The following is a 26,723-nucleotide window of genomic DNA, read 5'->3' as shown; positions in this document are numbered from 1 at the left end:
CTGCCAGATTTTTATAAATAAAAAAGACCAGGTCTCCCTGATCTTCTTTACTCGCTTATTCAATTTTCCCCGGCTTTAATCGTAGGTCAGGAAGCAATGACAGTTTACCGTCTCTTCTGCTACCGTACAGTTTGGATCGCACGGCATCATCAGCTTGTTACCCTTAGATGTCACAAACGGTTCCGATATCATAACCGTCTTGCCGTTAAGCTCCCGGTGTGTATCTCTGGCCTTGCTGACGTTGGTAATATGCCAGGTCTTGGTAGCAAATCCTCCGTGTTGGGCCATATCAAAGTTACCGGCCAACAGGCTTGTATTGCACTCCTGCGCTGCAATAGTCCGTGCCCTTGACTCCGTAGTGTTCATGGCATCCATGATTTCCTCTGTCAGTTCCTGACGGCCTTTTCCAGTCTCCAGACCGCTCGACACAATCTTTGCAATCTGGTCCTTTGTTGTCTGGGTCACTTTCGTGATACGTTGGCCACCCATCAGTCTTGCCGCGGATGTCAGTTCCGGCCGGTTAATAGATGGGATACGGTACATCCGGATCACATCCTCTGCTCCCGCATCGTAGGTCTCAGCCCACAGCGGTGTCAGGATCTGATCCAGCAGTTTCTCCTCTTCCTTCCAGTCCAGCAGACCATTGACAAATCTCATAGTAAGATCCTGCTGCTCCTCCTGTGACAGCTGCATGAACTCTTCCTCGGTAATTCCCATGGCATCCCATACATTCTCATCAGCGGCCTTCCTGGAGCCATTCAGCGCCTGCTCCATGCGGTCACGCTGCTGCCGGAAATACTGCTGCATTCCCTGCTCAAACTTGCGGCCCTGGGTTCTTCTGGCTTTCTCCAGGCTCCGCCCTGCTGCTTGATACGCCTGGCCTTAATCTCCGCCGCCCTCCTCAGAATCTTTTCTTCCTCCAGTTCAATGAGCTCAGTCGGTTCGATTTCAACCTGGTTCCTGTCCTCTTCCATCGGCGGTGCCCCATCGGCATATTGCATATTCGCGGATGCGGAGCTTACTGCTACCGGATCCTCATCTGACTGCAGGTACAGGTCAGCAAAATTCATCTTGTAGATATCCCCGTTCTTGGCTGGTTCCACTCCCAGAAGCTCGCGTGCCTCGTTCTTGGTCAGTAAGCCAGCATTCCAGCCATCCAGGGCCGTTTCCTTATCAAACTCCTGATTGTGTGGGATGATATCGTCATATTCCCAAACCAGGTCATCCCCATATGCCGGGAGCAGCTGCTGATTGATTGCATCCTGTCTGCTCCTCAGTTTCGGTGTCAGCACATTCTTGGCATAGATATACTGCGCCGCATCGGCGGTGGCCCTGTTGCTGTTCTGAGTGATTCCAATGATCTCACGGGGTACTCCAAAATGCTCCAGGACTGCATCCCGCACAAAGGTCCGGCCATTGACCATGTCCAGGTCCTTCATGTTATCTGCTACCTTTGTTACTGTGGCCGGATGATCCGGCGGGCCTCCGATTGTGATGACGCTATGGCTCTTGTCTGCTCCACGCAGCCTTTCTTTCCATTTTGCCAGGAATCGTTCCTGCTGTGCGTCACTCGCTCCAGGCATTGCTACAACGATTCCCGGAGTGGCATCATTGTAGAAAAACTTTTTCTGGAACTTCGCCGCGTATTCATCAATCTCAATCTCATCTGCCAGTGCTTCCGCCTGGCCCAGACCTCTCCGGTACGGATCCAGCGGTTTCAGATCCCTCATGATAAACATGTCATCTACAGACACGTTCATGATGGCTCCGTCCGTTGTCTTGATCTGATAAAACGGATTCCCCATGTATGGTGTTGTCTGCACCCAGTGTGTCGGCACCGGCCACAGCTCCGCCGGGGTACCGTCTCCGTATCGTTCGATGATAAAGTATCCTTCGCCCTTGAGCATCAGATAGATGGCCTGCAGTCTCCATACCGCTGACGCAGTGAACTCATGCAGCGGGTTTGGCTGAGCCATGAAGTCCAGGAACGGATGATCCGTCACTTCCTGCCGTTCTCCATCCTGGTTGATCCGGTACAACTTTCCCGGAACATACGACAGGTCTGATGCTATCTTGTCCACAACCGCCATACGCGGGTTTTCCCCGAAACTTCGCATCCACTCCGCTGAGTTTCGGTCAGGTGGTGTGGTCCACTTCGGATACATCTTTTCTGTTCCGCCTACAAAGCGGTCCCTCTGATTGCTCCGATTTCTGTTAAACAAATTAAATAATCCCATATCTATCACCAGTTTACAGTCCACTCAGGCGGATCGTACAGTGCAAGAGCCAGCGCATCGGCCATATCCGGAGATTTTAACCCACGCTTTTTCATCTCTTCTTTTCGCTCCAGCTCTATCCGTCCGTCTTTGTTTACTCTGTATTTACGGTTGCTCAGCTGTGTCATGAGTGTGTCATTTTCCGGGATCTGCAATGCCCCGGCCTTTAATGCTTTTCGGACGGCTCCCCACATCAGTCCGGTGCTGTTGGCATATTCTACAGGGTCATCCTCATCCACCTTACCGCCGGATCCGCCGAAATGGCACTCAACGATGTGGATGTCTGGCTTTGGCACCCTCTGGCATGCATCCCATTGATGCGCATCTTTCGGGTCCAGTCCGTCCTCTCTGCAGCAATCCTCCCATATATCGTCAATGATCCTGTCCTTTTGCTCCTCCAGGTTGTCGTATACACCGACTCCCAGTCCATCACAGTCCACCTTGACATGTATGGATGCCTCTCGGTACTCCATAGCATAGCGTTTTACCATGATGACCGCGTATCCTGCGATCTCCGTTGTGCGGTTGTGGTTGTACTGCTCTATCTTATCTGACTTTTGCTTGTCAAATACTGGATACAGCACGGAGCTATCGTCTCCAAATCGCGCAACGTCAATCCCAATATCGATCCTCTGTTCCGGCGGCTCGATGCTCAGCTTGGTTGCCTGCTCGCACCACTCCATTGCTATAAAGGAGTCCGGCGTGCTCTTCGGAAATTCTCCCGCCACACGTACCCGGAAGACATCGGAATCCTCGCCAAACATCTCAATGATCTGGTCCACAAACTTTTTCGATACCCTGATGCTATCGCGCCCGTCCACATGGATAGCGCTGTAGGATCCTCGGTTTTTATGATGCGAGTCATAAAAAAAGCCCGACAGTCTTGTCGGGTTACCCATCATCAACAGCTTTGCGTCTGGTCCTGTCATCGCACCCAAAACCGGCTCGAATACCTTATCCGATACACCGGATGCCTCATCAATGATATACAGCACATGGTCTGCGTGAAAGCCTTGCAATGCCTCCGGGTTGGTTGCTGTACGCGGTACCGCGAACCACTCCTCCGGTTGTCCACTCATGTATAGCTTTTCCTGCGTCCAGATCAGGTCCTTTTTTAATGCTGGATTGCCTCGCATCCACTTACTGATCTCAGCCCACAGGATATCATACAACTGGTGCTGTGTAGGAGCTGTGCACGGGATCTTCGGAAACGGTCTGGTCACCATAAACCAGATCACAGACCATGCCTCCACGGCGCTCTTGCCGATACCATGTCCAGATCTCACGGATGTCATGCTGTAGTCTCTCAAAGACCGGAGTATGTTACGCTGCTTATCGTCCGGTGTCGCATGCAGGATGTCCTCCACAAAATCAATCGGATTATCTGCATAATACAATATTGCATTATCATCCAGCATCGTCCGCACCGTCCTCTCTCTGCTTTGCCATTCTCTTTTCCCATGCGCCCACAATCGTCTGCGCAAGGGACTGCTGCCCGCCTGTGCCTAAAGACATGTGCTCAGACAGCCACTCCATGGCCTGCATCGCATCGTATAACTCCACGCTTGCACCATCTTTTCCGTTTTTGATTTTTTTAATTGCCCGGCCGTCGACCTGATCAGACTCGATAAAGTCCACATAGTTGACCGTCTTCATGACCGGTTCCCCGGTCTTTTTATCCACGATCGGTCCAAATGCTCCCATGGCCTGGACCTCTCGTCTACCAAATTTTAGGTAATCCGTGATGCTCGCTGTGGCTATGTCCAGGTACCACTGGAATATATCATGCTCATCAAAAAGCTGGTTCTCAAACCGTTCTTTTTTCAGTCGTTTGATTTCGTCTTTTATCCTATCATTTCCTATCAATCTTGAGCTGTTTGCCAAGGCTGATTCGTATGGACATTCATAGGCTTTCATGTATGCCCTTGTAGCATTGAGTGATTTCGCGTAAAGCAAGCAAAATAGCTGCTGCCGCGCTGTCAGCTCACCATTCTCAATGGTCTCCTCTACATCCTCTTTGGGGTGCTTTTTTCCAATGGTAACGTTACCATTGGAATTTGGTAACGTTACTTTTTCTTTTTGGTCTTCCCATTGGTCCTGATTTTTCCACTTCCGAACCTGCGATTCTGATACCTGGAGTTCTGCTGCGATGTCTTTCAGCTTTTTCTTTTTTCCACTCTCAATCCATAACTGATACGCTTTGTCCCGGTTGGGACTCCTTGTCCTGGCCAATCACCTCACCTTCCGTTCTTTGGATATAAAAAATGGGAATCCGTTTTTGGATTCCCATAAATATATTCTACACTATACCACATGTCAGGTGTGCAAAACAATGCAAAGTTTTCTAATCCTGCTGCCCCCACGCATCCGGAATCTCCAGATTTTTCAGTGCTCGACTATGGATGTAATGCACATTTCTGAGCGCATATCCAATTCCGTCAGCAATTTTGTCCCAATCCCAGCCCAGCATATACCTTTTTGTCAGTACATAAACCTCATCACTGTCTTTCAGTTTTCGAATTGCTTTTGCCACTTCTGTTGCATCATTTACCAAAAGATAGCGCTCATGGATGATGTCCTCTTTCAGTTCTTCCAACTTCACTACATAATCTGACAGATCTGTCTGGTTATGTGCATGAGGCATTCCGTCTCCCACTCCACAGGATGATGCCCCACGCTTTGCGGCTTTGAGTTCTTCTAACTGATCCACCAGTGCTGCTATATGCTTCTTTCTCTTTCTGTAGGAGCGCAAAAACTCTTTCTTACGCTCATTTTCCGCTGATCTGTCCATCTTGCACACCCTCCGTCTGTCTTTTACTGCTTATCGGTTTCTTTTACCGGCACTCCATTTACCTCTGTTCGGCCCGTTATCTGGATCGTAAGATACTTTTCCCCATTTGCATGCTCCACGGTGACTTTTCCAAGACCGCTTGGCTTTACGTTGATTACTGCACCGTCCGTTTCGACTTTCAGTTTCTTTTCATCCACGATCTTTTTTGCCGGCAAGGTTTCTTCCTCACCAAAAAATTCATCCCAAATATCGTCAAATTCTTCCAGAGTTTCCAGAGCCGCTCCGGCCTCTTCCAGTATAGCCCTGATATCTTTTTTCGTCAGCATAAGATCATCTTCTTTGTTCCACTCCAATAACCGGTTTATGATACGCTCATAAATGTCTTTCAGCTGCCAAAATTCACTTCGTCCCGATAAGATTCTCTGCATTACATTTTCTAATGCCTCTTTTTTCTGTTTATCTGTTCTCCCTATGCTGCAGTTAAACAGGCCCTTTATGGTAGCATTACCTGTGTTTGGATTGTCCTGGAATACCAATGCTCCGTGTGGATCCGCCCGACGGTCGTTAAATGCCGGATATAAGATTCCCAGTTTTGGACCCAGAATCGCAAGAGGTGGAACTGTCCGCTCAAATACATGCTTGTCCTCATTGTATCCTATGTACGGTATTGGTCTTGCCACCGGGCAGATGCAAACCATGACATACTCATATACCGATTCTGATGCATCCTCCATTTCAATTCCGTCGTTTGTTACTCCAGGAATATCATACACGCTGTGCATAGCCAGAATAATATGGCCGCCTACCCACTCTCGGTTGCTCTCCATTACCTTTGCACAAAAATCCTCAAATACTTCATCATCTTTGAGACGCGTTTTGCGAAGCCACTCCAATTTTTCTCCAAATTCCAGATTTTCCGGCTCTGCTGCCAGGTTGTGCAGCTTATCTCCCAGTTTACCGCGCAGGCAGTCCGCTCCCATTCTGAGATATTTAAACATTTCCTCCTCCGGAAGGCTCATAAACGGCTTATTGATCCATGCTTCCGGTTCTCCGTCAGGATTGACGTAGCATCCGCGCAGGCGCGTGATAGAGCATTCGGTTGCTTTAAACTGCTTTTTTATCTCTGCAATCTCTCTTTTTTTCATGTTTTCCTTTCCGTTGCACCGGTGCAACTTTTCGGTTTTTAGTTCCTATTTAACCAGTCATTGTCCGCATAATAGAATAAATACACAATCGCACATGTTAAGATAATCCAAACCACCCAAAAAATCCATGTGATCGACATTGTTACTTCTTTCAAAGCCTCCTCAATGCCAGTATTTACTCGTAATACGGTACCGTCTGGTATTTCCCCGTCCCTCAGATCTGCGTAAATCGTTCCTACGCTTTTTACCGGTTTTCCGTAATAGTTAAACCTGACCTTCCGTGACTCTTTAATCGTATCTATGTAAGCTGTGCAAGGTCTTACTATCTTTTTATAATCCATCTCCATGCCGAGAAACCGGATTCGCTGACTATGGATGGATTCGCTTTTGTATAAATCCCACGTCCAATACACCTCAATTCGTGTATGTTCTTTTCCCTGGCTGTCTTTTTCTGTAACTTCTCTTTCATGCCTGGTGTAGTGTTCCTCTTCTTTTTCTACGTACAGGTATGCTCCACCAATCTCTGGATACGTCACAGGATCGACTGCCTCCAATGTGCCATAAACAAACGCATGACCTACAGATGTATCCATTCCATACCGGAACTGGTCCGGATCTGTAATCTGCAGGGCAGTGTTGTATTCCTGGTTTTTCTGGATCTGCCATGCATCAATCCGTCCAGCTATCGTAAAACCCAGAATCAGCATCACTGCTATGATTGTTATGCTGGCCAGAATCTCTCGTTTTGTGATCTCCATATCAGTCTCCAAACAAATTCTTCGGTGCGTCTGTCGGCGCTCCATAATCTAAAAGGTCGTATGTCATCATCTCATATCCTGTCCAGTCTAAAAAAATTCTGGCCGGAAATCCTTTAACATATCTGCGATAGTTTCCCACCTGTGTGTTGTAGTTTTCTCGATACTGAGAAATCAAATTCTCTGTCGTAGCCAGCTCCGTCATATACTGTTTGTAATTTTCATTGCTTTTCAGTTCCGGATACGCTTCCGCAACAGCTGATATAGCTGTTGACACATTCTCTATGCCTGCTGCCCCGCCTCGACCGTCTACGATTGCTTGCAGAACCTCAGCCTCATGTTTATCATACTGTTTGATTGCATCTACCAGATTCGGGAGCAAATCAAACCGTCTCTTTTCCTGCACATGGATGTTTGATTCTGCCGTTTCCACCGCCTGTTCCAGAACTATAGCTTTATTCCTGCTGCTCTGCACTCCAAACACGCACATCAGGACCAGGCAAATCGCTCCTACTACTCCTACTGCTGCTACTTTCATTTTTCCCATCTTCTTTCCGCCTTTCTTTGTCGATTTTTGCGATTCCCACCCATTGCATATTCTTTCTGGATGAGGTATCATGTAACTGTCCTCAATCAGGGACTCATAAACCTAGGCCTTAGCTTTCCCCATAGCTAAGGCCACTTTTCTTTTTTAATTACGCTTTATCGTTCCTGTCACAAGCAACATTAATGATTTTGATTATTGCCAACCACTCAGTTTTGTTCAAAAACGGTCCGCCTGTGATGTTGTGAATAACCTTGCGTAAATCTCGGTTCTGTGCCATTGTTACAGTCTCATTTGATAATCCAGCGGTTTGCACACGCTCCTGAAAACGCTGCTCTTTATCCTTGATCTGCGCCGGATCAACCAGTAATCTCAGCTCGTTTGCACACTGGATAACGTCCGTGTACTCCTCCTGCAAATGCGCTTTTGCACTTCCTAACAATACCGGGGTCGGGTTCTCGCCTCGCAGGATCCTCGCCGCCTTTAATGCTGCCTGCGCAAGCTCCGCAGCTTCCTCCGCCAGCTGCTCCAGCATTGCCGGAGTGCCGATAATTTCAATCATCATTCTCAAGATCCTCCTCTATATTTCAGTTTTGAATCATTTTACGCCCTTCATGTAGCAGCCCCAAAATGTCTTTGAAGCTTTTCCGCTCCGATGACCAAACAAGGGTTTCTGGCCTATCGCATCCCACACTTCTTTCGCCGGAATCTGGCATTCGGACCACTTGAATATCAGTACGCCATCCTCTTTCAGCACTCTCATACACTCCTGGAATCCATCGTGTATCATTTGCGGCCAATGCTCGTCGAGTTTACCGTACTTTTTTGTCATCCACGCCGTCTCCCCGGCATCTTTTAAATGCGGCGGGTCAAAGACAACCAGCGGAAATGTATCATCCGGGAAAGGTAGAGATGTAAAATCACACTGCACATCTGGAGATACCATACATGTACGTCTTCCTTTGCCATTTCCAGACTTCCAAATACCAATAAGGTCTACGCAACGCTTGTCGCAAAACACTGCTGCCGGGTTGTCCTTGTCAAACCAAATGGTTTTTGAACCGCATGTGACGTCCAAAATCTTTTTTCCTTCTAAGTTTTCCATTTCTTCTCCAAATCTTAAATAAACTCCGTAATATCATAGATTTTTGATATATCCAGCAACACCTCTCGCATCTCTGCCTTAGACCAAAGCTGCCGATAAAGCATAGCCATGAGACCGTCAAATGTATCGATGCCAAACTGCAGGTTATCGTAAATGATCTCATCAAATGTCTCATCATCCGTGTAGAACTCCGGCGACATATCCTCGTTTCTGGCCTTATAAGCCGCTCTGATCAGGTTTCTGGCTGACATATCTGTATCGTAGTCTCTGTACATTGCCTGCCGGTCTTTCACATAGCAATCATTATATGGCAGTTCGAGCATGTCCATTTCTGATACCGATTTAGTGCTTAAATTAATTCCCATCTTTATCTATGACCTCCAAATCTTAAGTTAGCAAAGTTCAATCTCCTTTTTCTCCAGCAAATAAACCAGACTATACAGATGTTCAAATTCATCCAACAGAATTTCTCGTGTCTCTTCGTCTTCTGTCTGCTCCTCAAATCTGTTCTCATACATCTGGATAAAATCATCCAATGCCTCCGACAGCTCCAGCTGCTCGTCCTCTGTCATCTGCTGCTCAAACATATTCACCGGGTCCCTGTCACTCTGCAGTCGCTCAAAATAAAACGTGATTTCTCTCTTTTGCTCTTTAATCAGTCCGTACTTGACCGCCAGGCGGTAGGTGAATTCTTTACGCAGATTGTCCATCATGACCGTCTGCAGGCGCTTTCGGAATGTCCCCAGCGAGAACGTATCCTTGTAAAAATTACACTGTCTGCAGGCCGGGAGCAGATTTGAAATGTCGTACATTTCCGATTCTGTCATATCATGCCCGATGTCGTTATGGACATAAACCGGTTTAACATGGTCGACCTGCATATCCTTATATTCTAGGTTGCAGCCGCAGTATGCGCAGCGGTGATTGTACTTCTCGTAAAGCTGCTGCCGGATTCGTTTCGGTATTTCTTTATGTTTTGACATCTTCATCCTCCAAATTTCAGTTTTGCTGATAAATTGCCTGTCCACATTCCGGACAATAGGAATCGCCTATCAAACTAATATCTCCACAAGTGTTTTCTGCTCCGCACGCCGGGCAACGATACTCATCAACATGTATTTCTTCTACCTTCATCGGTATCTGTTTAATCAATGCATCCAATATCAAATGCGTTTTCTTTTTATCAATCGTCACGGTACAATCAATGCCTGCCTCTTTACACGATTTTAAATACCTTGCAACTCTGGAAATTTCATTCATTTCAACCGCTTCTTGCTCCCTGTTTAACCACTTAATATTGTCGTCAATGAACGCTTCCAGGACGGATAGACCTTTATCTTTCTCAATTCCTTTTCTTTTCAACTCTGCCTTTATGGTGTCCACTTGCTCTTTTACTGACTGATATGACAATAACATTCCTGTTTTCATTTCTTCGTTCATCTTCTTCATCCTCCAAATCTTAACCTGCATCAAAAAGCACTTCTGCATCGGGTAATGAATTGTCTACTGTTTTCCATTTAGCTTCTACCTGTTCATATTTTCTGTCAAACTCAAATGTAGGTCTAAAATCACCATCGCCATCAGAATAAAATTCAACCATAGACGAATGACCTATTTTCCCACAACTTTCCATCCAATGTAACATCGAGCAAAAATCATTAACCCATCTTTCACTCATTGTTACTCTTATATTAAACTCAACTGTTTTCGCCATATCCACTTTCTCCAAATCTCTTAATTATCCTCAACAGCCTTGCCACACCATTTACAATATCCTACAAATGAATCATTTCCCTGCTTTCGCTTTATACTCTTCCGCACTGATGGTTCTAACTGATTCTTCTCCTACTCCACACCAAGCCGCTATGCTTGTGATTGCATTTTTAGCGTAGTCATATGCGCTGTGTTTAAAAATTTGCCGTTTTTCATCTGTGACAGCAAAATCAACTGCTGCTTTTTCATATTGTTCAGCGTAGAATCTGCCGGTAATGGCTTTCCGAGCACACCCTTGTCAAATCCGTTAAAATTAACCATATAGCACCTCCATATCTTGATTCAGCTACTGCCGTTTGCAGCTTCGCAATCCTGCCCTTTAACGGTTGCTGTACCGTCCGCTTATGGTAACGGCGCACCTGTTAATTTCCGGCTGTTATCAACTCACCATCCTTTTTTATCGATTCTCTGGTTTTTGCTCCAGCGGTTCTATAGCACATCCTTTGCTATTTTTTCTTAATTTACTTTGTCAAATCGTTCTCTAAAATGATTTTTCCAAACCTCTGCCTTTTTTTCGTCCTCTTCTACTGCTCGAATCATTGCTTCGTCGAATGGTTTGCTATCGTGCAATTCCAAGCAAATCACCGGTGCGGACGCATCGGTGATACCGATAATACCGATCTGGTAATTCGGCCAGCCAATCCGGTTTTTGATATCAGCCACAATAAATCGGATTTCCTCGCCATCTGGGTATTTATCCAGATATGCTTTTAACTCTTTTACTGTCATCAAATCTCTCCTTTTAGTTCATTGTCCAACTCATCACGTACAACATCACTGCACTTACAAACCACAATACATCTGCCACTTCTTTTCCTTTTTTGCTTGTGTCTATTCTCATTCCCCAGAAAAACAACATCGCTCCAAATACTAACGCTTGCGGTGTTGTTATGTACCATTTAATCATTTTCTCCTCCCGGAATATAATCCTCAAAACGCTCCAGATCCATTTCCTGCCGTTCTGTATTAAATGTGATATGCATCAACGTTTCGCACCCGGGGCAGAAACATGCCCCGGTGTTTATCCCCATTTCCATAGCCCAGCTTTTGCAGATCCACATCTCTTTCCCGCAAACCGGGCAGATTCCGCGGTATCTTGGACGTTTATCCTCTTTTGGTGGATTAATCACTCCTTTACCTGTCATCGTCTATCTCCTCATTCTTTACTGCTACAAATTTTGGTTGCTTCCGTGCTCCGCTTTTTCCTCGGGATATGGTCGATATGATCGTTCTGCTTTTGCAACCGGTCATGGTTTCAAGTTCTATTGCTGAGTCCGCTATAGCTGTCGGCAATGACAATCTGTCTGCTGTGACTTGCATATACAGTTTCCGTCCTTCGGGTCTTGTGATCTGTATCGTTGACAGATCATAGCCGCTGTGTAACAGCTGCTGCCGCGTCCGCTCCCACTCCGCCTCCAGATCCAACGTCATCGTTTTGGGCTTTATCAATCCCTTTTTCTGTTCCTTAACACGCTCAAATCGATAGACTCCATACAGGTATCTGCAGGTGTTTGCGTAGCTCCTAACCGTATAGGCTGAGCACCCAATCATGGTTGCTGCCTCTTCCGCTGTTTTTTCGCCCACAAGATTGTTATTCCGGAATACTTTGTACTTTCCCGCCTCCAACATGTCCTCCCTGTGTCTTCCATACCAGTCTCTGTCCGCATGTTGGACAGTAACAATCTATACATGTCACCATTTTTTTGCATGTCGGGCAATTCCCATGGAATGGATTGTACCTCACTGGGTTTTCGCATACTTCTATGCGAGTTACTTTTTTCGGAATGTTTTTCTCCACGCAGGCGCAGGCCGCCCGCAATGCACTGCGTTCCGGTCCTGCTGCCCCGCTCATCATTTTTCTGATGGTTTTATGTACAGTTCTCAGTTTCATCTGGATCCCCCATTTTCCTTACTGCTGCAGGTTTCTTTTTAAAACTCTTTCTCCAGGTCCTTCTGCAGCATATTCCTGCTCCAGTTCGTTTCTAATGTTTTCTGCAATGTTTGCACAGTTCCATGTAGTCCCCGTCGGCATTGTGATATCTACCACCGGCGTTACCGTCACTTTATTTGACGACTTACATAATTTTCTGTTTTTCCAGTCCTCAAACATGGCATCCCACACATTGATTTTCGCCATTTCACGCTCCACATCCTGTCCCTTGAGCATCATTTCTCGGATCTCTCTTAATCCCCACCAGGCCTCTCTCAGCATGCTCTGGACCTGATTAATAAGATGTGCCTCCTCAGCCCGGCTTCTCATAACGGCTTCTATCTCTAATGGCGATAACCCACTTTCTTCGTATTCGGCCAGTCGGTTAATCGCTTCTCTGACTGCCATCCAGTCCGCTCCCTCCAAGCTCGTCGGAAGCTGCTCGCTGTCCATTCTACGCAGTCTCCATTCGTCGTTCTTTGTTCTCTCAGTAAGTCTCTTGTCTCTTTTCAATTTAGATTCCTCCCGCCATTTTCATGTGTTCCGCAAACACGGCTTTCAGCTCTTCCTCGGTATACCAGTGATCTGTTGCCATAAAAAACACCAACTGATTTCCCGGTGTCCATACAATGGATACATGCTTCTCAATCGGCTGCTGAATCTTATATTCCCCGATTGTGATGCTTTTCCGTTTCTCTTTCTTCCGGCATTTTTCTGTGTAATTCACTGATTTTCCATTTATCATTTTGCATACAATGCGTTCTTCATTGTTTTTCAGCATGTTATAGCATTCCTGCATCTGCTCCCATTCTACTTTTAAATCCGGCCACATCTCAGTTTCTTCTTTTTTGGACATCTTCTTTCCTTTCATGCCCCGCCATAAAGTCAGCGGGGCAGTACCAGCGGCATGTCGTGACACATTGGCTCGCTTTGAATAAATACATCTATGTAATGCCCTTTCGGACGCATTACCCATAATCAATCATCCAGATAATTTTCTCCAAATATCTGGATAAATTCTTTACGGCTGTGATTCTTTTCAAATGTTTTCTGGGCGATCTGCTCCAGATACCGGCGTTTTTCCACAGCCTGACCATGGACACCGTTTTTGTTGTCCCTGTGATCATACGGACACAGCCATACTTTTAATCCGTATTTCTCGGACCACTTCCGGTTCGGATTCCCGAAAAAGATGTGGTGAGACTCCAGGTTTCTGCAGCACCCGCAGATAAAGCATTCCTTCTCAGTCTGGATTATGCTCTTCAAGGTTGCCAGCCTCCTATCTTCTTTAATACCTCTCCGGCCAGCACCTCGGCATCTGCTTTGTTATCATTAAGCACCTTCTGTCTCAGCACATACAGCTTGTCCAGGATTGCTTTCTTTTCGCTATGCGCAGTTTCCGACTCATTCTGTTCATTTTTCATTCCATTCTGTCCAGTTTCCGCGCTTTCTGTTACATCCTCATAAGTGGTATCCACCACCGGCTCCGGCATCCATTCCTTGTGATTTTCTATGGAGTCCTGCCCTTCAATTTGTTTCTCCGGTTCTGCGGGTACTATCTCCGTTTCTTCTGGAGGCTCTACCGGATCCGGCTTCGGAATACTCGGCTCCACATCATGGAGCAACGGCTTTTTCGGTGACGGCACCGCCGCCTTTGTTACCTTGCTTTTCGGTTTTTCCGGTTTCTTTTCTGGTTGCACCGGTGCAACTTTCCGCTTTTCTGGATACGGCTCTCCATAAGCCTGCTGCCAGGCTGCTGCCACATCATCTCCCGGCATAATGCTCAACAGCAAATTTTCCATATCCGCCCAGGTGTATGTTTCCTTTTCTCCTGTCCGGACGGCCACCACATCAATGTTTTTATCCGGTCCTTTGTAGGACACCATAAGCCGCCCGATGCCCGGAATACGCACCATATCCACCTTGCTTTCTCCAGGACAAAAGATTTCTGCCACGTCCCGCACCGAATGCGGTTGACTGATAACCTGATGCAAGTCTGCGTACATCTCAGGATCAACCTGCAGGCGGCTCTTTACCGCCTTGTCCAGCATATTCTCTTCCTGCTGCTCCGGGTGCTCCTGCAAGTGCTCCTGCTGCTCGATGATCATTTCAATGTCGGATGTCTTCTGTTCTTCGTCGATTTCGTCCTTAATAGCCTTTACATCTGCCTTACTGAGATCTGCGGTCAGCAGTGCATTGACCTCATCCGGCAGATTCAGCATCAGCGACAGCTTTGCATATCCAAACGCCTCATACTGTTCCTGTATCCTGTCGGAGTATCCACCCTCCGAAAACTTATCGTTGATTGCAATAAACCGGGATACCTGCGATTTATCCAGGTCAAATTCTGCTGCCGCGTACGTCACAACGTTCGGGTATCCGCTCTCATACAGGATGTTTGTATCTCTCGCAACCTTTAACAGATACCCGATCCGGACAAATCCGTTTGCGGTCTTTTGCAGTTCTGCTTTGAGTTCCGCATTAAACTCTTTATAGCTTTTGTTATACTCGATTAAATCCATTATCCCACTGCCTCCATGAAGTCCTCCATCAGTCCCTCCAGGACCCTTGTGTTGTTTTTCTGTTTCAGTTCCGCGATGTTCTCTTCGCGCTTTTCCTTTGATCTGGCCGCACGTTCGTGATCCTCTGCTTTCATCCGCTTTCGGATCACCTGCTGCCACTCCCGCAGGAACGGCTTTACCTTCTCAATGTCCGGTTCTTCGTCATACATTCCTCGGTGCTGCCGGATCGTTCCTCCCGGTTCTACCTCGATCGTATAAAACGGCTCATCCGGCGCTTCTGTCTTTCGCAAAAAGCAGATATAGGTCTCATGATTTTTGATCCGGTCAAAATAACGGTCTGTTGCTCCTACGCAATGATGCAGTGCTCGGCCCTCTTCGACGATGTTCACGATGCGGTGCGGCACCGTAATCTGGTAGTTCTGGCCGGTGTACTCAAATTTTTCTCTAATTTCATTCATAACCCGCTCTGCTTCCCCGAATTTTTTTGAGTATTCATCTGCCACCAGTTCGGCTTGCCGTGCCTCTACTTCATTTACCGCTTCATCATGTCTCCGTTTCAATTCACGCGGTCTGTAAATCATCTCATCTGCCAGGTTTTTCTTTAGCTTCCGGCACATGTCAATGTAGTCCTCATACTGGTTGAGTACGCTATAGGCCGTTCTTTTCGGATACTGCTCTTTATTTTGCCGCTCAATATAATTTACCGCTTTTTCCAGGCTCATAAACCGGCAAATAACTTCCATGTTCCGCGGCTCTAACTTGTTTTTGCTGAGCCAATCTAACGCCTTGTCTGATATTTTCATGTCCTCTTCATCGCTCTTTCTCATCCACGCAAGCATTTGCCTTCCGCCATTTTTATCGCGGATTCGATTGATTTTTTGTCTGTCTTCGATTTCAAAAACATCTTCGATACATTCTCCCTCTTCGTCCAGCGGGCCAATGTATCCTATCACATGCCATATATTTATATCTTTGCATGCTTCCTGCAGCAGCTGGTAAAAACGCCCACGGTACAGCATCTCCACCATAGTTCTGTAGTTCTGGTCCTTGTACATGATCATCATTTTGTTATAATCCAGTTCCAGCCCCGTTTCTGAGAACTCTTTAAACAGCCTCGTCCATGGCTCATAGGCCGTGTCTTTCAATGTTTCTTCTAGTCCAGCATCGTACATAAATCCCGGATATTCTTTGCGGTTGATTGGATTGCCCTTGTTATCAAACGTGCCGTTCCATTGTCTGTAGTAAATATCACAGTTCCAATGAAGTTTCTCAAACTGTCTGCTGCCCTTTTTAAACAGCACAATTCGAACATCCTCCTGCAGCAACATATTCTTCTTTTTGGAGAACCAGCAGTCTATGCTGGCGCTAAAATACCTTACCACTGATATCTCTTGGTCAATCGGCTGGGCCAGTGCAAAGTGCGTTTTTACCTGTACGCTCTCTTTTCTTGCCATGTAAAGGATCTTTTTCCCGCACATCGGACAGGTTATTTCTGTCTTATCTTTAGGTTTTCCCGGGAGTTTTTCCATCTTCCCGCCGCATGCGGAACAGGTCCACACCCCATTTTTTCTGTCTTTCAGGCAGTAGTCGCGCTCATCATTCGCTTTCCGGTCAATCCATTCCGCCAATCCATCCGGAATATCCGGTATCCGGTCCATCATTTTCACGACGCGCTTGATCCGTCTCATTTCCGCCAGCTCCCGTCCTTCCCGTTTCCCATCCGTTTCCAGGTCTGATATGGCATCGGCCCATTCATTCGGTTTATAGCTTTTCCATTTTGCGTCGGTATAGGGTTTTATCTGTTCCCATACCATTTCGCTATACTCTTCTTTTAACTTTGAGCGGTCGATGAAGTCCTTCCCTGTCCGTGGATAACCGTATGTCGTATCGTACATCGTTTCATAGCATTCCGTTATTCTCTGGTTGTTCCATACCCCGTTTGCCGCGATATACGATGCATATTCTTTTGTTTCTGGATTAAAGCAATGGCGGCACAGCAGAGTTTTGTTTTTATAAATGTTAAATACCAGAATCCCTTTAACATTCTGCACTGTAGTCTTCCAGCCGTCTGCTTTTACCTGTATGGCCGGTACCGCCTCAATGCTTTTCTTTTTCACAGCTCCACACCACCTTTCTGTCATCATCTAGGCTCAATGCTTTGCCCGCCTGTTCTTCTGATGCTTTAAACAGCTTACACATGACCAGTCCTGTTTCGTCTTCGACGATTAAACCCAGGATTGCTCCGACCGGTCCTTTTACGACCGGTTCTTTTCCGCGTGCAATCGCAATGGCACCTGCTGCCGTGGCCTCCGCGCTGTCCTGCTGCACGCTTACGTTCAGTCTGTCCTGCTCCCAGCCGGAGCGGTCCGGATGCTCTACCATATAACGCATGGCTTCCATGGCCATCTCCCACGGTATCAGCGCTTTAATCAGCGTGATCTTCGTGCAGGCGATCCGGCCGGATGCGTCCTCATTGATGTCTCCTGCGGCTTCCACCAGCCACAGCTGATTTTTTCCATCCAGCGGATAATACGACAGGCAGTCCAGTGGGTTTTCGTAGCAGTGGAACCCGTTGCGCATCACCTTGCACTCACTTTCCTCTTTTGTCTCGCCTGGCTGAAAGAAACAGCCGTCTGCAGTCCCGTTCCCGTATGTGGATTTCAATTCCGGTGAGAATCCTTTGAATGCTTTCATGGTCACGCCTCCTTTTTGCCGCAGTAATACTCTAAGGCCAGGCGGCGGCGTGTTCTTGCGTCCTCTGCTCCGATCGTGAGCCGATGGCTCCCCATGATCTGTTTTACCTGCTTCGTTCTGTCTGTGATTCGATGATCTACTGTAATCCGGTTTTCATAGCCATAGTCGATGATCAGCGCAATGTATCCTGCCAGGTCCTTTCCTTTTCTGCGTACTCCTACAGTCAGCTCGTCATCCTCGCTGCACTGATCGGCCAAATCGTTCACCCAGTCCTGCAGTACGCCTTCCAGTTTCAAGTCAGCTGCCTCCACTTCCAGCTTTCCCACTGCTGCGCCAAACGGCAAAGTGATAAAATCCGCAATTCCGGCCAGAAAACAGTCTGCATCTTCCGGATCCAGACCGTTTTCTTCTGCCAAAGCTCTCACGGCCTTTTCGTCTCCTTCTGCTCTCTGGGCCAATGCTGCCCGGTTCAGTTCTTCCGCTGAGTCAAATTCGCCAAATTTTTCCCACATTGTAAATTAATCCTCCTTTATAAATCTCACGGTATGCTCCGCTAACAGCTTCTTTACATGCTTCCACTGCTCCGCGTTCCGCACTGTTTTTCCTTTTGCGTTCTTCCAGTCATGCTGCGCCCAGCTCTGCAACCACCCCTGCCGGATCGGCTCCACGATATAGTCGGAGTGCGAGTAAATACTCAACATACAGGGTCTTTCCAGTGTCCCCAAGACGGCGAGTAATCCAGCCAGATAGTTGCTCTGCATACTGGCCTGTCGCTCCTTCTCAATGACTTTCTCATGCAGGACCCCCTTTTTGTCTTTAAAGCTCATCCGGCTCTTATAGCCCTGCTGCGTTGCCTTTATCTCAGCATTTACGAGATACACTGTGTTTCCTCCTCTTTCTTTTTACTGGTTGCAGATCATCAGACGGCCAGTCTGCGTCTGTCGGGTTTAACTTGACCATGGTATAGGTCTGGTACTCATAGCCCAGCTTATCAAATCCGTTATACAGGCTGTCTTTTTTTATGTAATACCCCGGCCATGGTTTCGGGTCCTTTTCCCAACCTTTTTTCGTTTTAACATCCCGCCTGGTCACCTTTGGCTGTACCAGGTTCCTGCTGCGGGAGTACCGCTGTTTTACTGGACTATCTGGATCCCGAAATGTTTTATCGGTCTCCTTTATCAGATAATCAGCCAGCTGAGCATATTCCGCATCCTCATAGAGCTGCACATATTTTGGATGCCCGTTCGTTTTCCATATCTTCCGAATATGATCTTCTGATGTCTCTTTCCCGTCATTGATCTTGTTTATGATCAAATGATGGTGAATACTCTTGCTTTTATATTCTGTTGCACATATGTACTTGAACGCTTTGCCCCGTTTCCGGTACCATGTCCTCATAGAATCCAGAAAACTCTCCAACCTCTTCTGGGCTTCTCCTGCGTCTGGTCTCTTATCTTTTATGTATGTCAAGATCACGTGGAGGTCTCCCGGCCGGAAGTTGGCGTTGATCAGTCTTTCTAGTTTTTTCGCTGCCTGCCTCCGGTTCGCCTCCTGGATCTCCTCCTCTGTCTTTTTCTTATAGTTCGGATCCCGTTCGTGCCCCTTCCTCATCCGGAAGGCATAGCATTTCGTGATCTCCACTACCGCCCCACACCTGTGGGTGATCATTCTATATCTGTGCATATACCATAGTCCTCTAAGTTTAATCCTTTAATCAAGCCTAAATACCGGCTCAAAATCCGGTATTTTCTTGACTTTTCCGGGCTATCGGTATACAATGTTCTTAGTCAAATTTTTTATCATTGTATACCAGTAAGACGGTGACCCTGCCAGGTTGCCGTCTTATCTTTTGCCCTTTTATCATTTTGCTACCCCACCATTTCCACCATGCACGCTCCCAGGATCATGCCGCCGACCAGTGTTACCGCCGCGCCGCATACACACATGCGCAGCATATTCGCAGTGCGCTCCAGCTCCTGCTTTACGTCTGCATGTTTTTCGTTTTTTCTGATAACCGCATAGCTCAGCATTGCCTTATGTTTAGCCTGTTTAAACTCAATCATCGTCTTTCTCCAATTCCACCCAATCAAAGGGATTTAATGTTTCCGCCTTTCCGGCGGCATCGTATACGGTAACCGTACTCTCATTCCAACTGATCCGCTGGACTGTCATGGTCACCTCTCCACACTCTCTGGATCTTGCGCATATGGTCTGCCCGACCTTTATGCGATTCACTGGGTATTTCATTTCAGCCAGATCCGTATAAGCATATCGTCATATGCTCTTTCGATTGCATCCCACGATTCGATTTCGTGGTCTTTTGCCTCCGGCCACCAGTCCTGCATCGACATACAACTAGGCTGATATTCGTTCCGGTACATTTCTTTCTTTTCTTCCCATTCTTCTGGATCCAGGATCATATAATCATAGCGCTGGTCAAATGTGAGCGGTTCCCCGTGCAGGTAGATGTCAAAAGTGTTGTATCCGTCCATCTTCCCGACAAATTCTTCTAATGTCATGCCCTTTTGAAGTCTATCTTCTTTTTCTTCCGCTTTCTCGATGTCGATCAGACCATGTGCGATAGCATCCAGCCACAGAACAGCTATGTTCCAGTTAATCTGCGTCGGCGCATACTTATCAATCGCCTCCAGGATTACCCTGGCTTTTTTGTTTCTGTTCATTTCTTCTCCTTTCGTAGTCCCTGCATGGATATTTCCGATCCCGTTCCCGGCATCTTATCCAATACTTACAGGTCGTGCATGATTCGCCCATTCTGATCACGCACCTTTCGCATCTTCCTTGCTCTCTTCATCCTTCTTAGCTTTCCGCGCCTTCGCGATAATATTGTAGACTGGGTGGCCTGCCGGGATTACCATGCCCTCGATGGAGTCCACCACTGTACCGTCCGACAGCACATGGATTACTTTTGCCATATCTTCACCCTCTTTCACACTGCACGCTTCGCTGATTCCAGTCCAAACCGGAACCCTTCCATAAAGTTAAGTAAATCGCGCCGATTCTCTTTTTTAATTTCGGACAGGGTCTGCGCCATTTCTTCCACATCCTTTACCTGACTCTGCAGGCTCTTTTCGTTTGTTGATAACATATCTCTCCACTCCTTTCTGTCCCGATTGCTTTTCTCCGATTCTCGCTTTATACTGTACCCACAGGCATCCCTATGCTGAGTAATACTAAAGGAGAATCTTTATGAATCTGAACTTCTTACTCACACTTCCTAAAAAGGATATCTTGTTGCTTATTTTTCTCATTTTCTATGCATGGCGAATTGTCACTCTCTGGTATCGCGTTTTTAAAACCAGTGTTCTTCTGGCCTACTTAAGAGAATATCTGGAATCTGTCCCCACCAAGGCTTATCCCGATTGTCCTGTTGAATACCTTATCAAAGAGAGTTCAACATATTATCCTTGTTTGGATAATGTATTAAGGCATTATCCTGCTATGTACAGTCTTGAATACAATTACATAACACCTTTAGAATATGGAAAAGCTGATTCTAAAAACTACAAAGCTGCTATTGAGCACTACAATGAACTTGCAATGAGGCGTAATTTTTTCGTTGATGACGCAAAAAAATCTTTCAATCCACTATCCGCAGTTCAAAATTTGTTTTCCATTCCCAGTCGCTTCCTTGAATGGATTGGTTTTAATCTCAGTGAATCATTTTCCAAAATATGGAACATTGTTGTAATCGTCGGTTCCTTTTTTCTGGGTATGTATCACAACGAAATTAAATCCTGTTTTGATCTCCTGGTGAATCTTTTATTCCAGCACTTCTTTCACAACTAGATACAAAAGAAAAAATAAGCTACCTTTCTCGTACATTGTCATGCTATTGTCGTTCGCCAGAATTACTGCCTCAAGCGCGCAATAGCATAACAATGTAACCACAGCTTTCAAAATCTGTTTTTTCACCTTTCTCCCCTCCTTTCTGTTCCAATTGCTTTTCCATTCCCTCTGCCATATAATTTCCGTATCAGCACCGCCATGCTGAAATACTTTTACAAAGGAGATACCACCATGCCACTCTTTGACGATGATTTTCACCCCGGCATTTCAGATTTTGACATCGGTATGCGCGCTAAGCCCGGATTCCAGTTTGACATTCCAAAATTTAATGATTCTGAATGGAATGATTTGAAAAAGCAGGCTCGCTCCAATCCAGATGCCGTTATCGAATCCTGCAAAAAACAGATGACGAAGCAGGAACAGTTTTATGAAAGCTTACTAAAGCAACTTTCCGAAATCAGCGCTTCCGCTTCTGCCTCTGCTGAGGCCGCCAAAAAACAGGCCGAATCCTCCTGCTCTCAGGCTAAATCTGCTCAAAAACAAGCTGAGGCTTCTGCCGTTTCCGCTGACGCCTCCAAATCCCAGGCTGAATCCGCTCATAAAATTGCGAATCGTTCCGACAAACTCAGCATCATCGCAATTATCATTTCTGCACTCAGCCTGTTGTTTCAGTATGTTTCTGTGCATCAGCAAATCATTTCTTTTTTTCAGCCGTTAAAGAACTGAATCAAGCTGACTGCAAAAACTAACAAGCTAATTGCAAATGCAATTGCAGATAACTTATACGATTTGTCCACGTAAATCTCTGCTGCGGAACTCTCTTTTTTTTCGGGTTCCGCAGTTATTTTTTCATTTGCAGCATTTTTCCACATACTCTCTTCGATTCGGCTCAACTGGATAGTTATAATGGCCTCATATGATTCGATTCGATCTAATTTCCGCATTACCATTTCATACATTTCGAATTTTTCCTGTGCCACTTCTCTCCCCTCCTTTCTGTGCCTTGTAGCTACATAATAGTCCCTTAAAGCTATTTTGTCAATATCTTTTTGTCCCTTAAAGGCACTTTTTGGTTGACACAGTTATTTTGCTGTGTTATTGTGATAGCGGAAAGGAGGAGGTCACCTATGACACAAGGAGAACGAGTTCGGGAAATCCGGAAGGCTCTGGGACTTACATTAGAAAAGTTCGGAGATAAACTCGGTGTTGGCAAAACAGCTATTTCTAAAATAGAAAAAGGCGAAAATGCTCTCACTGATCAGATGGCAAAATCCATCTGCAGAGAATTCAACGTTTCTTACGATTATCTGATTTACGGAGACGGGGAAATGTTTGACAACCTACCACAGACCATTCTTGATGAGCTGTGCCAGCAGTACGATCTGGACGATCTCGACAGACAGATTATTGACCTTTACGTTTCATTTCCAAAGGAGCTGCGCGGCGAAATCAAAAAACGCATCCGGGAGAAATTCGGAAAGGAATAATCCGGGCAGCAAAAAGCGGGAACCAAAGCATATGCTCTGGCTCCCGCCTCTCATTTCGTATGTATGTATACATACTGTATGAACTTATAAATCCGGGTCAGGTCTCTTTGTGAAGAAATCTTGTTAAGCAACTCGTTGATTCGTTGGCGTATGTCCATCCGCTTCACCGTCCTTTCCTCTGATCCGATTATAAACCGGTATCAGGCGGGCGGGAATAGGCTCTGCGGCTTTGTCAGGATATCCTGACAAACAGCCCTGAGCTGTTTCATACGTTCGATTCTTTTGCTATACTACTTGTAGTCAGATTCATAAAGCTCGCTGATTTTCATGTCAAGCGCACGGGCAATGGTTTCTAATTCCCACAGCGTCGGTGATACCTTTCCATTTTCGATATCATTGAGTGTGGTCCTGCTGATTCCTGTCAGTTCTTCCAGTTTCCGCAGAGTCAGTCCACGTTTCGTCCGTGCCTGCCATGTCAGAATCTCCATGCACATCTCCTCCGCGGTGTCATCTCTTCTGATCGTGGATGTGCATAGATCTATTATACAGAAAATTCTTCTTTCTCTCGCTGGGAAATCCTGGCAAAAATCGCACGTATTAATACATATTTCCGTTGACATACGTGTTGCTACGTGCTATAATTTAATCATAGAAAGGAGAAAGAAATGAGATACCCGGAATTAACAAGGATGCTTAGTAACAACAGATGTTATTTATTAAGGCACGGAACCAATCACGACATCTGGCACAGCGAGATCACTGGAAAGAACTTTCCGGTACCTCGACACAAAGCAGAAATTCCCACCGGAACATTAAAAAACATCCTGAAGGATGCGGGACTGAATTAGTCCCGCTCCTCTGGGAGTTTATTATAGAAAGGAGATCACTATGGCAAAATATGCTTATCCGGCTGTTTTTACACCAGAGGAAGGAGGGAGCTACTCCATTAACTTTCCGGATCTGGAAAGCTGCTACACCTGCGGCACTTCTTTACAGGACGGAATCGAAATGGCTGAGGACGTTCTTGCGCTTGTCCTCTACGACTACGAAAGAGATAAAAAAGAAATTCCTGTACCTTCTGCTCCTGCTGCCCTTCCGCTTTCTGGAAACGAATTTGTTAACTGGATTGCCTGCGATACAATGAAATATCGCAAAATGTACAACAACAAGGCGGTAAAGAAAACCCTTACTATTCCAGAATGGCTGAATGAAACAGCTTCGGATATGGGGCTGAACTTCTCACAGGTTCTGCAGGAAGCTCTTATGGAAAAGATTCAGGAAAAAGAATATCTGAGTGATTTTTCAGAAAGAAGGTAAACATGTTCTTCTTTTTCTTTAGTAATGAACAAATTATGGAAGTAGAACTGTCGTTCGACTCCATTAAGCATGTAAATGAATACGGACAGGAATTCTGGTATGCTAGGGAACTACAAGCAGCTCTTGGATATACAGAATGGCGAAACTTCATCAAAGTTATTGAAAAGGCTAAAATAGCCTGCAAAGGTAGTCAAAATTCTATTTCCGACCATTTTGTTGAGGTCAACAAAATGGTTGAAGCCGGTGTAGCAAGTAAAGAAATTGATGACATACAGCTATCACGTTATGCCTGCTATCTGATTGTTCAGAATGGTGACCCCAGAAAGAAAACCATTGCGCTTGGTCAAACTTATTTTGCAGTCAAAACCCGTCAACAGGAGCTTGTTGAAAACTACGATGATCTCTCGGAAGATCAAAAGCGTTTAGCGATTCGTAGGGAAATGAAAGAGCATAACAAATCTCTTGCAGATGCTGCGCACGATGCTGGAGTGACTGAGCAAAAAGATTATGCTATTTTCCAGAACAAAGGATACCAGGGGCTATATGGCGGTCTTTCCAGGCAAGACATTCATGCCCGAAAGGGGCTTAAAAAATCCCAGAATATTCTTGACCACATGGGAGCCGAAGAATTGGCCGCCAATCTCTTCCGGGCCACCCAGACAGAGGCGAAGCTTCGCAGGGAACACATACAGGGAAAAGAACTGGCCAATCAGACGCACTACGATGTAGGAAAGAAGGTTCGACAAACAATTTCTGATCTCGGCGGCACAATGCCAGAAGATCTTCCTACACCAGCGCAGAGCATTCAACAGCTCGAACGAAAGCAAAAGAAACGTCTTAAATAAAAATAAAACCGCCCGGTGCTACCAACACCGAACGGTCTTTCGAATAGATTTCTCTCGCCGGATTGCTCCGGATTGATATAATCACCCGATTCAAGTGAATTATATCATCTCCGCTACGTCCTGGCAAGGGGCGTATTTTTTATACCCATTTTTTGGAGGTGCTATATGAAAAAAGTTGCAATTTATGTCAGAGTATCCACGCAGGAGCAGGCCGCGGAAGGTTACTCTATCCAGGAACAGACCGAACGGCTTACCAAATATTGCGAGGCTCACGGCTGGGTCATTGTAAAGGTCTATACAGATCCTGGTTTTAGTGGCGCAAATCGTGACCGGCCTGCTCTGCAGATGCTTTGCTCTGATGTTAAAAAATCCATGTTTGATACTGTGCTTGTTTATAAACTGGACCGTCTTTCCAGATCGCAAAAAGACACCCTCTATATCATCGAGGATGTCTTTGAAAAAAATCACATTGCTTTTGTGTCCATGCTGGAAAACTTCGATACCGGAACCCCGTTTGGCCGTGCCATGATTGGTATTCTGTCCGTATTCGCCCAGCTGGAGCGCGACCAGATCCGTGAGCGTTCGCAGATGGGGCACGATGCCCGCGCCAAAGAAGGCTATTTCCACGGCGGCGGCTATGCCCGATCGGCTACAACTATGAGAACGGTCTGCTCAGCATCAACGAATATGAAGCCACAATCGTCCGCAGGGCGTATGAGCTGTTTCTGGACGGTCTTCCGATTCATTCCATCTATCTTACCATGGAAAAGGAATTTCCGGCCGGAACACGCTTTGGCAGCATTACCTATTCTTCCGTCTCATCTATGCTGAAAACAATCCTGTATGCTGGTTTTATCACCTGGAAAGGAAATCTCTATCCAGGAAAGCACGAAGCTATTATCCCCTACGAGACTTTTCAGAAAGTGCAGTCTATTATGAAGCGCCGAAGAATCGACGATCCACAACGTCTCTCTTCGTTTCAGCACACCACCATTCTCGGCGGCATTGTCTTCTGCGGATACTGTGGTGCCCGTTACTTTTGTAAAAACAATAGTGCCTCCAAAAAGCAGCATATTGTGCAAAAATACTACACCTGCTATTCTCGTGGCAAGTCCAACAAAAATATGATACGGGATCCAAACTGCAGGAATAAATCCTGGAATGTAAAAAAACTGGATGCCGTGATCCTGGAAGAAATCAGCAAGCTGAACCTCTCCCGCGACTTTGCCTCCTACGAGAATGCTCCAGACAATTCAGAGCGGATTGCATCGATTACTTCTGCACTCTCTGCGACAGACAAAAAGCTGGAAAAACTGATTGACCTTTATACTTCCGACACCATTCCGGTACAGATCCTGAACGAACGTGTTGCAAAGCTCAACGCGGAAAAAGAGACTCTGGAGTCAGAGCTTGACACGCTCCAGAACGCTCCGGTTCCGGATCTTTCCACCGAAAAGGCAAACGAAATTCTTGACGGTTTCCAGGCCGTTCTGGATTCCAATGATCACGATCTGCTCCGGAACTTCATCCGCTCCCTGATTGACTCCATTATCATCCGTGGGGAAGATATCGAAATCCACTGGAAATTTACTGTGTTTTAACTAGGCAACTTATAACCTCTACGTTTGCCGTGTCTTGAACCTGTGAATCTACTTATTATATAGTAAGTTATGCTATCACTCAGTTTCCGCACAAAATAAGGCAAAACTGGTTACCGAATACATTTTCGTTT

Annotated in this window: 44 protein-coding genes; 8 read left to right on the top strand and 36 right to left on the bottom strand. The window is 46.1% G+C overall.

The genetic code is table 11. The features are described 5' to 3' along the window. Positions 1–75: 75 nt before the first annotated feature. The 33 genes from DXA97_RS21005 to DXA97_RS20245 all read right to left on the bottom strand — a co-directional run bounded on the left by DXA97_RS21005 (position 76) and on the right by DXA97_RS20245 (position 20,641). A complete protein-coding gene (locus DXA97_RS21005; protein WP_243107664.1) occupies positions 76–807 on the bottom strand; it encodes a phage minor head protein in 732 nt (243 codons plus the stop codon). Beyond that, the gene (locus DXA97_RS13665) at positions 759–2,237 is read right to left on the bottom strand and encodes a phage portal protein (protein ID WP_243107663.1); all 1,479 of its coding nucleotides are present in this window, start codon (positions 2,235–2,237) and stop codon (positions 759–761) included. Before DXA97_RS13665 ends, DXA97_RS21005 begins: the two co-directional genes overlap by 49 nt. A gap of 5 nt (positions 2,238–2,242) precedes the next feature. Next, on the bottom strand, positions 2,243–3,694 hold the full coding sequence (locus DXA97_RS13660) for a terminase (protein ID WP_118720750.1): 1,452 nt from the start codon (positions 3,692–3,694) through the stop codon (positions 2,243–2,245). Then, positions 3,684–4,508, bottom strand: coding sequence for a terminase small subunit (locus DXA97_RS13655; RefSeq protein WP_118720748.1), 825 nt, complete (start codon positions 4,506–4,508; stop codon positions 3,684–3,686). The genes DXA97_RS13660 and DXA97_RS13655 overlap by 11 nt, the downstream gene beginning before the upstream one ends. Positions 4,509–4,620: 112 nt before the next feature. Next, positions 4,621–5,067 carry a hypothetical protein gene (locus tag DXA97_RS13650; protein ID WP_118720746.1) on the bottom strand — a complete coding sequence of 149 codons (447 nt, stop codon included), beginning with the start codon at positions 5,065–5,067 and terminating at the stop codon, positions 4,621–4,623. A gap of 23 nt (positions 5,068–5,090) precedes the next feature. Then, complete coding sequence (locus DXA97_RS13645; protein WP_118720744.1) at positions 5,091–6,212, bottom strand: DUF4317 family protein; 1,122 nt, start codon at positions 6,210–6,212, stop codon at positions 5,091–5,093. A 38-nt stretch (positions 6,213–6,250) separates the two neighbouring features. After that, a complete protein-coding gene (locus tag DXA97_RS13640) occupies positions 6,251–6,970 on the bottom strand; it encodes a hypothetical protein (protein ID WP_118720742.1) in 720 nt (239 codons plus the stop codon). 1 nt (position 6,971) lies between these two features. After that, complete coding sequence (locus DXA97_RS13635; RefSeq protein WP_118720740.1) at positions 6,972–7,514, bottom strand: LemA family protein; 543 nt, start codon at positions 7,512–7,514, stop codon at positions 6,972–6,974. A 148-nt stretch (positions 7,515–7,662) separates the two neighbouring features. Further along, positions 7,663–8,076 (bottom strand): hypothetical protein, encoded by a 414-nt coding sequence (locus DXA97_RS13630; RefSeq protein ID WP_118720738.1) that lies wholly within the window; start codon positions 8,074–8,076, stop codon positions 7,663–7,665. 33 nt (positions 8,077–8,109) lie between these two features. Further along, complete coding sequence (locus DXA97_RS13625) at positions 8,110–8,616, bottom strand: class I SAM-dependent methyltransferase (RefSeq protein WP_118720736.1); 507 nt, start codon at positions 8,614–8,616, stop codon at positions 8,110–8,112. Between the two features lie 14 nt (positions 8,617–8,630). Next, complete coding sequence (locus tag DXA97_RS13620) at positions 8,631–8,981, bottom strand: hypothetical protein (protein ID WP_118720734.1); 351 nt, start codon at positions 8,979–8,981, stop codon at positions 8,631–8,633. Between the two features lie 27 nt (positions 8,982–9,008). Continuing rightward, a complete protein-coding gene (locus DXA97_RS13615) occupies positions 9,009–9,599 on the bottom strand; it encodes an HNH endonuclease signature motif containing protein (protein ID WP_118720732.1) in 591 nt (196 codons plus the stop codon). Between the two features lie 16 nt (positions 9,600–9,615). Beyond that, the gene (locus DXA97_RS13610; RefSeq protein WP_147355575.1) at positions 9,616–10,056 is read right to left on the bottom strand and encodes a hypothetical protein; all 441 of its coding nucleotides are present in this window, start codon (positions 10,054–10,056) and stop codon (positions 9,616–9,618) included. Positions 10,057–10,075: 19 nt separating this feature from the next. After that, positions 10,076–10,330: a hypothetical protein gene (locus DXA97_RS13605; RefSeq protein WP_182432961.1), complete on the bottom strand. Its 255-nt coding sequence runs from the start codon at positions 10,328–10,330 to the stop codon at positions 10,076–10,078. Between the two features lie 149 nt (positions 10,331–10,479). Further along, a complete protein-coding gene (locus tag DXA97_RS20260) occupies positions 10,480–10,650 on the bottom strand; it encodes a hypothetical protein (RefSeq protein ID WP_182436906.1) in 171 nt (56 codons plus the stop codon). Between the two features lie 195 nt (positions 10,651–10,845). Then, positions 10,846–11,118 carry a hypothetical protein gene (locus tag DXA97_RS13600; protein ID WP_118720728.1) on the bottom strand — a complete coding sequence of 91 codons (273 nt, stop codon included), beginning with the start codon at positions 11,116–11,118 and terminating at the stop codon, positions 10,846–10,848. A 13-nt stretch (positions 11,119–11,131) separates the two neighbouring features. Beyond that, the gene (locus DXA97_RS20255) at positions 11,132–11,296 is read right to left on the bottom strand and encodes a hypothetical protein (RefSeq protein WP_182436905.1); all 165 of its coding nucleotides are present in this window, start codon (positions 11,294–11,296) and stop codon (positions 11,132–11,134) included. Next, positions 11,289–11,534, bottom strand: coding sequence for a hypothetical protein (locus DXA97_RS13595; RefSeq protein WP_118720726.1), 246 nt, complete (start codon positions 11,532–11,534; stop codon positions 11,289–11,291). The genes DXA97_RS20255 and DXA97_RS13595 overlap by 8 nt, the downstream gene beginning before the upstream one ends. Next, entirely contained in the window at positions 11,524–12,018 is a 495-nt protein-coding gene (locus DXA97_RS13590; RefSeq protein ID WP_118720724.1) for a hypothetical protein, read from the bottom strand. Before DXA97_RS13590 ends, DXA97_RS13595 begins: the two co-directional genes overlap by 11 nt. A 280-nt stretch (positions 12,019–12,298) precedes the next feature. Beyond that, a complete protein-coding gene (locus tag DXA97_RS13585; RefSeq protein ID WP_147355574.1) occupies positions 12,299–12,832 on the bottom strand; it encodes a hypothetical protein in 534 nt (177 codons plus the stop codon). A gap of 1 nt (position 12,833) precedes the next feature. Continuing rightward, positions 12,834–13,175: a hypothetical protein gene (locus DXA97_RS13580; RefSeq protein ID WP_147355573.1), complete on the bottom strand. Its 342-nt coding sequence runs from the start codon at positions 13,173–13,175 to the stop codon at positions 12,834–12,836. A 122-nt stretch (positions 13,176–13,297) separates the two neighbouring features. Further along, complete coding sequence (locus DXA97_RS13575) at positions 13,298–13,585, bottom strand: hypothetical protein (protein WP_118720718.1); 288 nt, start codon at positions 13,583–13,585, stop codon at positions 13,298–13,300. Beyond that, entirely contained in the window at positions 13,582–14,841 is a 1,260-nt protein-coding gene (locus DXA97_RS13570; RefSeq protein WP_118720716.1) for a hypothetical protein, read from the bottom strand. Before DXA97_RS13570 ends, DXA97_RS13575 begins: the two co-directional genes overlap by 4 nt. Continuing rightward, positions 14,841–16,958 (bottom strand): PcfJ domain-containing protein, encoded by a 2,118-nt coding sequence (locus tag DXA97_RS13565; RefSeq protein WP_182436904.1) that lies wholly within the window; start codon positions 16,956–16,958, stop codon positions 14,841–14,843. The genes DXA97_RS13570 and DXA97_RS13565 overlap by 1 nt, the downstream gene beginning before the upstream one ends. Next, positions 16,939–17,535 (bottom strand): hypothetical protein, encoded by a 597-nt coding sequence (locus DXA97_RS13560; RefSeq protein WP_118720712.1) that lies wholly within the window; start codon positions 17,533–17,535, stop codon positions 16,939–16,941. The genes DXA97_RS13565 and DXA97_RS13560 overlap by 20 nt, the downstream gene beginning before the upstream one ends. A gap of 2 nt (positions 17,536–17,537) precedes the next feature. After that, positions 17,538–18,047, bottom strand: coding sequence for a hypothetical protein (locus DXA97_RS13555; RefSeq protein ID WP_118720710.1), 510 nt, complete (start codon positions 18,045–18,047; stop codon positions 17,538–17,540). Positions 18,048–18,053: 6 nt separating this feature from the next. After that, positions 18,054–18,416 carry an RNase H family protein gene (locus DXA97_RS13550; RefSeq protein WP_118720708.1) on the bottom strand — a complete coding sequence of 121 codons (363 nt, stop codon included), beginning with the start codon at positions 18,414–18,416 and terminating at the stop codon, positions 18,054–18,056. Further along, on the bottom strand, positions 18,397–19,218 hold the full coding sequence (locus DXA97_RS13545) for a hypothetical protein (protein ID WP_182436903.1): 822 nt from the start codon (positions 19,216–19,218) through the stop codon (positions 18,397–18,399). Before DXA97_RS13545 ends, DXA97_RS13550 begins: the two co-directional genes overlap by 20 nt. 185 nt (positions 19,219–19,403) lie before the next feature. Then, positions 19,404–19,598, bottom strand: coding sequence for a hypothetical protein (locus DXA97_RS13540; RefSeq protein WP_118720706.1), 195 nt, complete (start codon positions 19,596–19,598; stop codon positions 19,404–19,406). Next, positions 19,591–19,770 (bottom strand): hypothetical protein, encoded by a 180-nt coding sequence (locus tag DXA97_RS19920; protein ID WP_147355572.1) that lies wholly within the window; start codon positions 19,768–19,770, stop codon positions 19,591–19,593. Before DXA97_RS19920 ends, DXA97_RS13540 begins: the two co-directional genes overlap by 8 nt. An 8-nt stretch (positions 19,771–19,778) precedes the next feature. Beyond that, the gene (locus DXA97_RS13535) at positions 19,779–20,216 is read right to left on the bottom strand and encodes a hypothetical protein (protein WP_118720704.1); all 438 of its coding nucleotides are present in this window, start codon (positions 20,214–20,216) and stop codon (positions 19,779–19,781) included. A gap of 96 nt (positions 20,217–20,312) precedes the next feature. Continuing rightward, positions 20,313–20,468 (bottom strand): hypothetical protein, encoded by a 156-nt coding sequence (locus DXA97_RS20250; protein ID WP_182436902.1) that lies wholly within the window; start codon positions 20,466–20,468, stop codon positions 20,313–20,315. Between the two features lie 14 nt (positions 20,469–20,482). Beyond that, complete coding sequence (locus DXA97_RS20245; protein ID WP_182436901.1) at positions 20,483–20,641, bottom strand: hypothetical protein; 159 nt, start codon at positions 20,639–20,641, stop codon at positions 20,483–20,485. A gap of 101 nt (positions 20,642–20,742) precedes the next feature. Between DXA97_RS20245 and DXA97_RS13530 the strand changes: the two genes are divergently transcribed. Next, positions 20,743–21,342 carry a hypothetical protein gene (locus DXA97_RS13530; RefSeq protein ID WP_118720702.1) on the top strand — a complete coding sequence of 200 codons (600 nt, stop codon included), beginning with the start codon at positions 20,743–20,745 and terminating at the stop codon, positions 21,340–21,342. Here DXA97_RS13530 and DXA97_RS20240 read toward each other — a convergent pair. After that, positions 21,316–21,468, bottom strand: a complete 153-nt coding sequence (locus tag DXA97_RS20240) for a hypothetical protein (RefSeq protein WP_182436900.1) — start codon at positions 21,466–21,468, stop codon at positions 21,316–21,318. The two genes, DXA97_RS13530 and DXA97_RS20240, sit on opposite strands and share 27 nt — an antisense overlap. Before the next feature lie 105 nt (positions 21,469–21,573). Here DXA97_RS20240 and DXA97_RS13525 point away from each other — a divergent pair, with 105 nt between their 5' ends. Next, the gene (locus tag DXA97_RS13525; RefSeq protein ID WP_118720700.1) at positions 21,574–22,068 is read left to right on the top strand and encodes a hypothetical protein; all 495 of its coding nucleotides are present in this window, start codon (positions 21,574–21,576) and stop codon (positions 22,066–22,068) included. Here DXA97_RS13525 and DXA97_RS13520 read toward each other — a convergent pair. Then, a complete protein-coding gene (locus tag DXA97_RS13520; protein ID WP_118720698.1) occupies positions 22,050–22,322 on the bottom strand; it encodes a hypothetical protein in 273 nt (90 codons plus the stop codon). The genes DXA97_RS13525 and DXA97_RS13520 overlap by 19 nt on opposite strands. Positions 22,323–22,469: 147 nt before the next feature. Between DXA97_RS13520 and DXA97_RS13515 the strand changes: the two genes are divergently transcribed. Further along, positions 22,470–22,829, top strand: coding sequence for a helix-turn-helix domain-containing protein (locus DXA97_RS13515; RefSeq protein ID WP_118720696.1), 360 nt, complete (start codon positions 22,470–22,472; stop codon positions 22,827–22,829). 290 nt (positions 22,830–23,119) lie between these two features. On the opposite strand, the gene DXA97_RS13510 is transcribed toward DXA97_RS13515, so the two are convergent. Continuing rightward, positions 23,120–23,317 (bottom strand): helix-turn-helix transcriptional regulator, encoded by a 198-nt coding sequence (locus tag DXA97_RS13510; RefSeq protein ID WP_118720694.1) that lies wholly within the window; start codon positions 23,315–23,317, stop codon positions 23,120–23,122. Between the two features lie 177 nt (positions 23,318–23,494). Between DXA97_RS13510 and DXA97_RS13505 the strand changes: the two genes are divergently transcribed. The 5 genes from DXA97_RS13505 (at position 23,495) to DXA97_RS13485 (ending at position 26,592) form a co-directional block, all read left to right on the top strand. Continuing rightward, a complete protein-coding gene (locus DXA97_RS13505; protein ID WP_118720692.1) occupies positions 23,495–23,677 on the top strand; it encodes a type II toxin-antitoxin system HicA family toxin in 183 nt (60 codons plus the stop codon). Between the two features lie 40 nt (positions 23,678–23,717). Then, a complete protein-coding gene (locus DXA97_RS13500) occupies positions 23,718–24,146 on the top strand; it encodes a type II toxin-antitoxin system HicB family antitoxin (protein WP_118720690.1) in 429 nt (142 codons plus the stop codon). A 35-nt stretch (positions 24,147–24,181) separates the two neighbouring features. Then, positions 24,182–24,991: a DNA damage-inducible protein D gene (dinD, locus tag DXA97_RS13495; protein ID WP_118720837.1), complete on the top strand. Its 810-nt coding sequence runs from the start codon at positions 24,182–24,184 to the stop codon at positions 24,989–24,991. 165 nt (positions 24,992–25,156) lie between these two features. After that, positions 25,157–25,822, top strand: a complete 666-nt coding sequence (locus tag DXA97_RS13490; RefSeq protein ID WP_118720688.1) for a recombinase family protein — start codon at positions 25,157–25,159, stop codon at positions 25,820–25,822. 104 nt (positions 25,823–25,926) lie between these two features. Next, positions 25,927–26,592, top strand: coding sequence for a zinc ribbon domain-containing protein (locus tag DXA97_RS13485; protein WP_147355571.1), 666 nt, complete (start codon positions 25,927–25,929; stop codon positions 26,590–26,592). The last annotated feature ends 131 nt before the right edge of the window (positions 26,593–26,723 follow it).

This window comes from Clostridium sp. OF09-36, from assembly GCF_003481985.1.
Lineage (GTDB): Bacteria > Bacillota > Clostridia > Lachnospirales > Lachnospiraceae > Brotaphodocola.
This window is presented reverse-complemented; position numbering and strand designations above follow the sequence as displayed.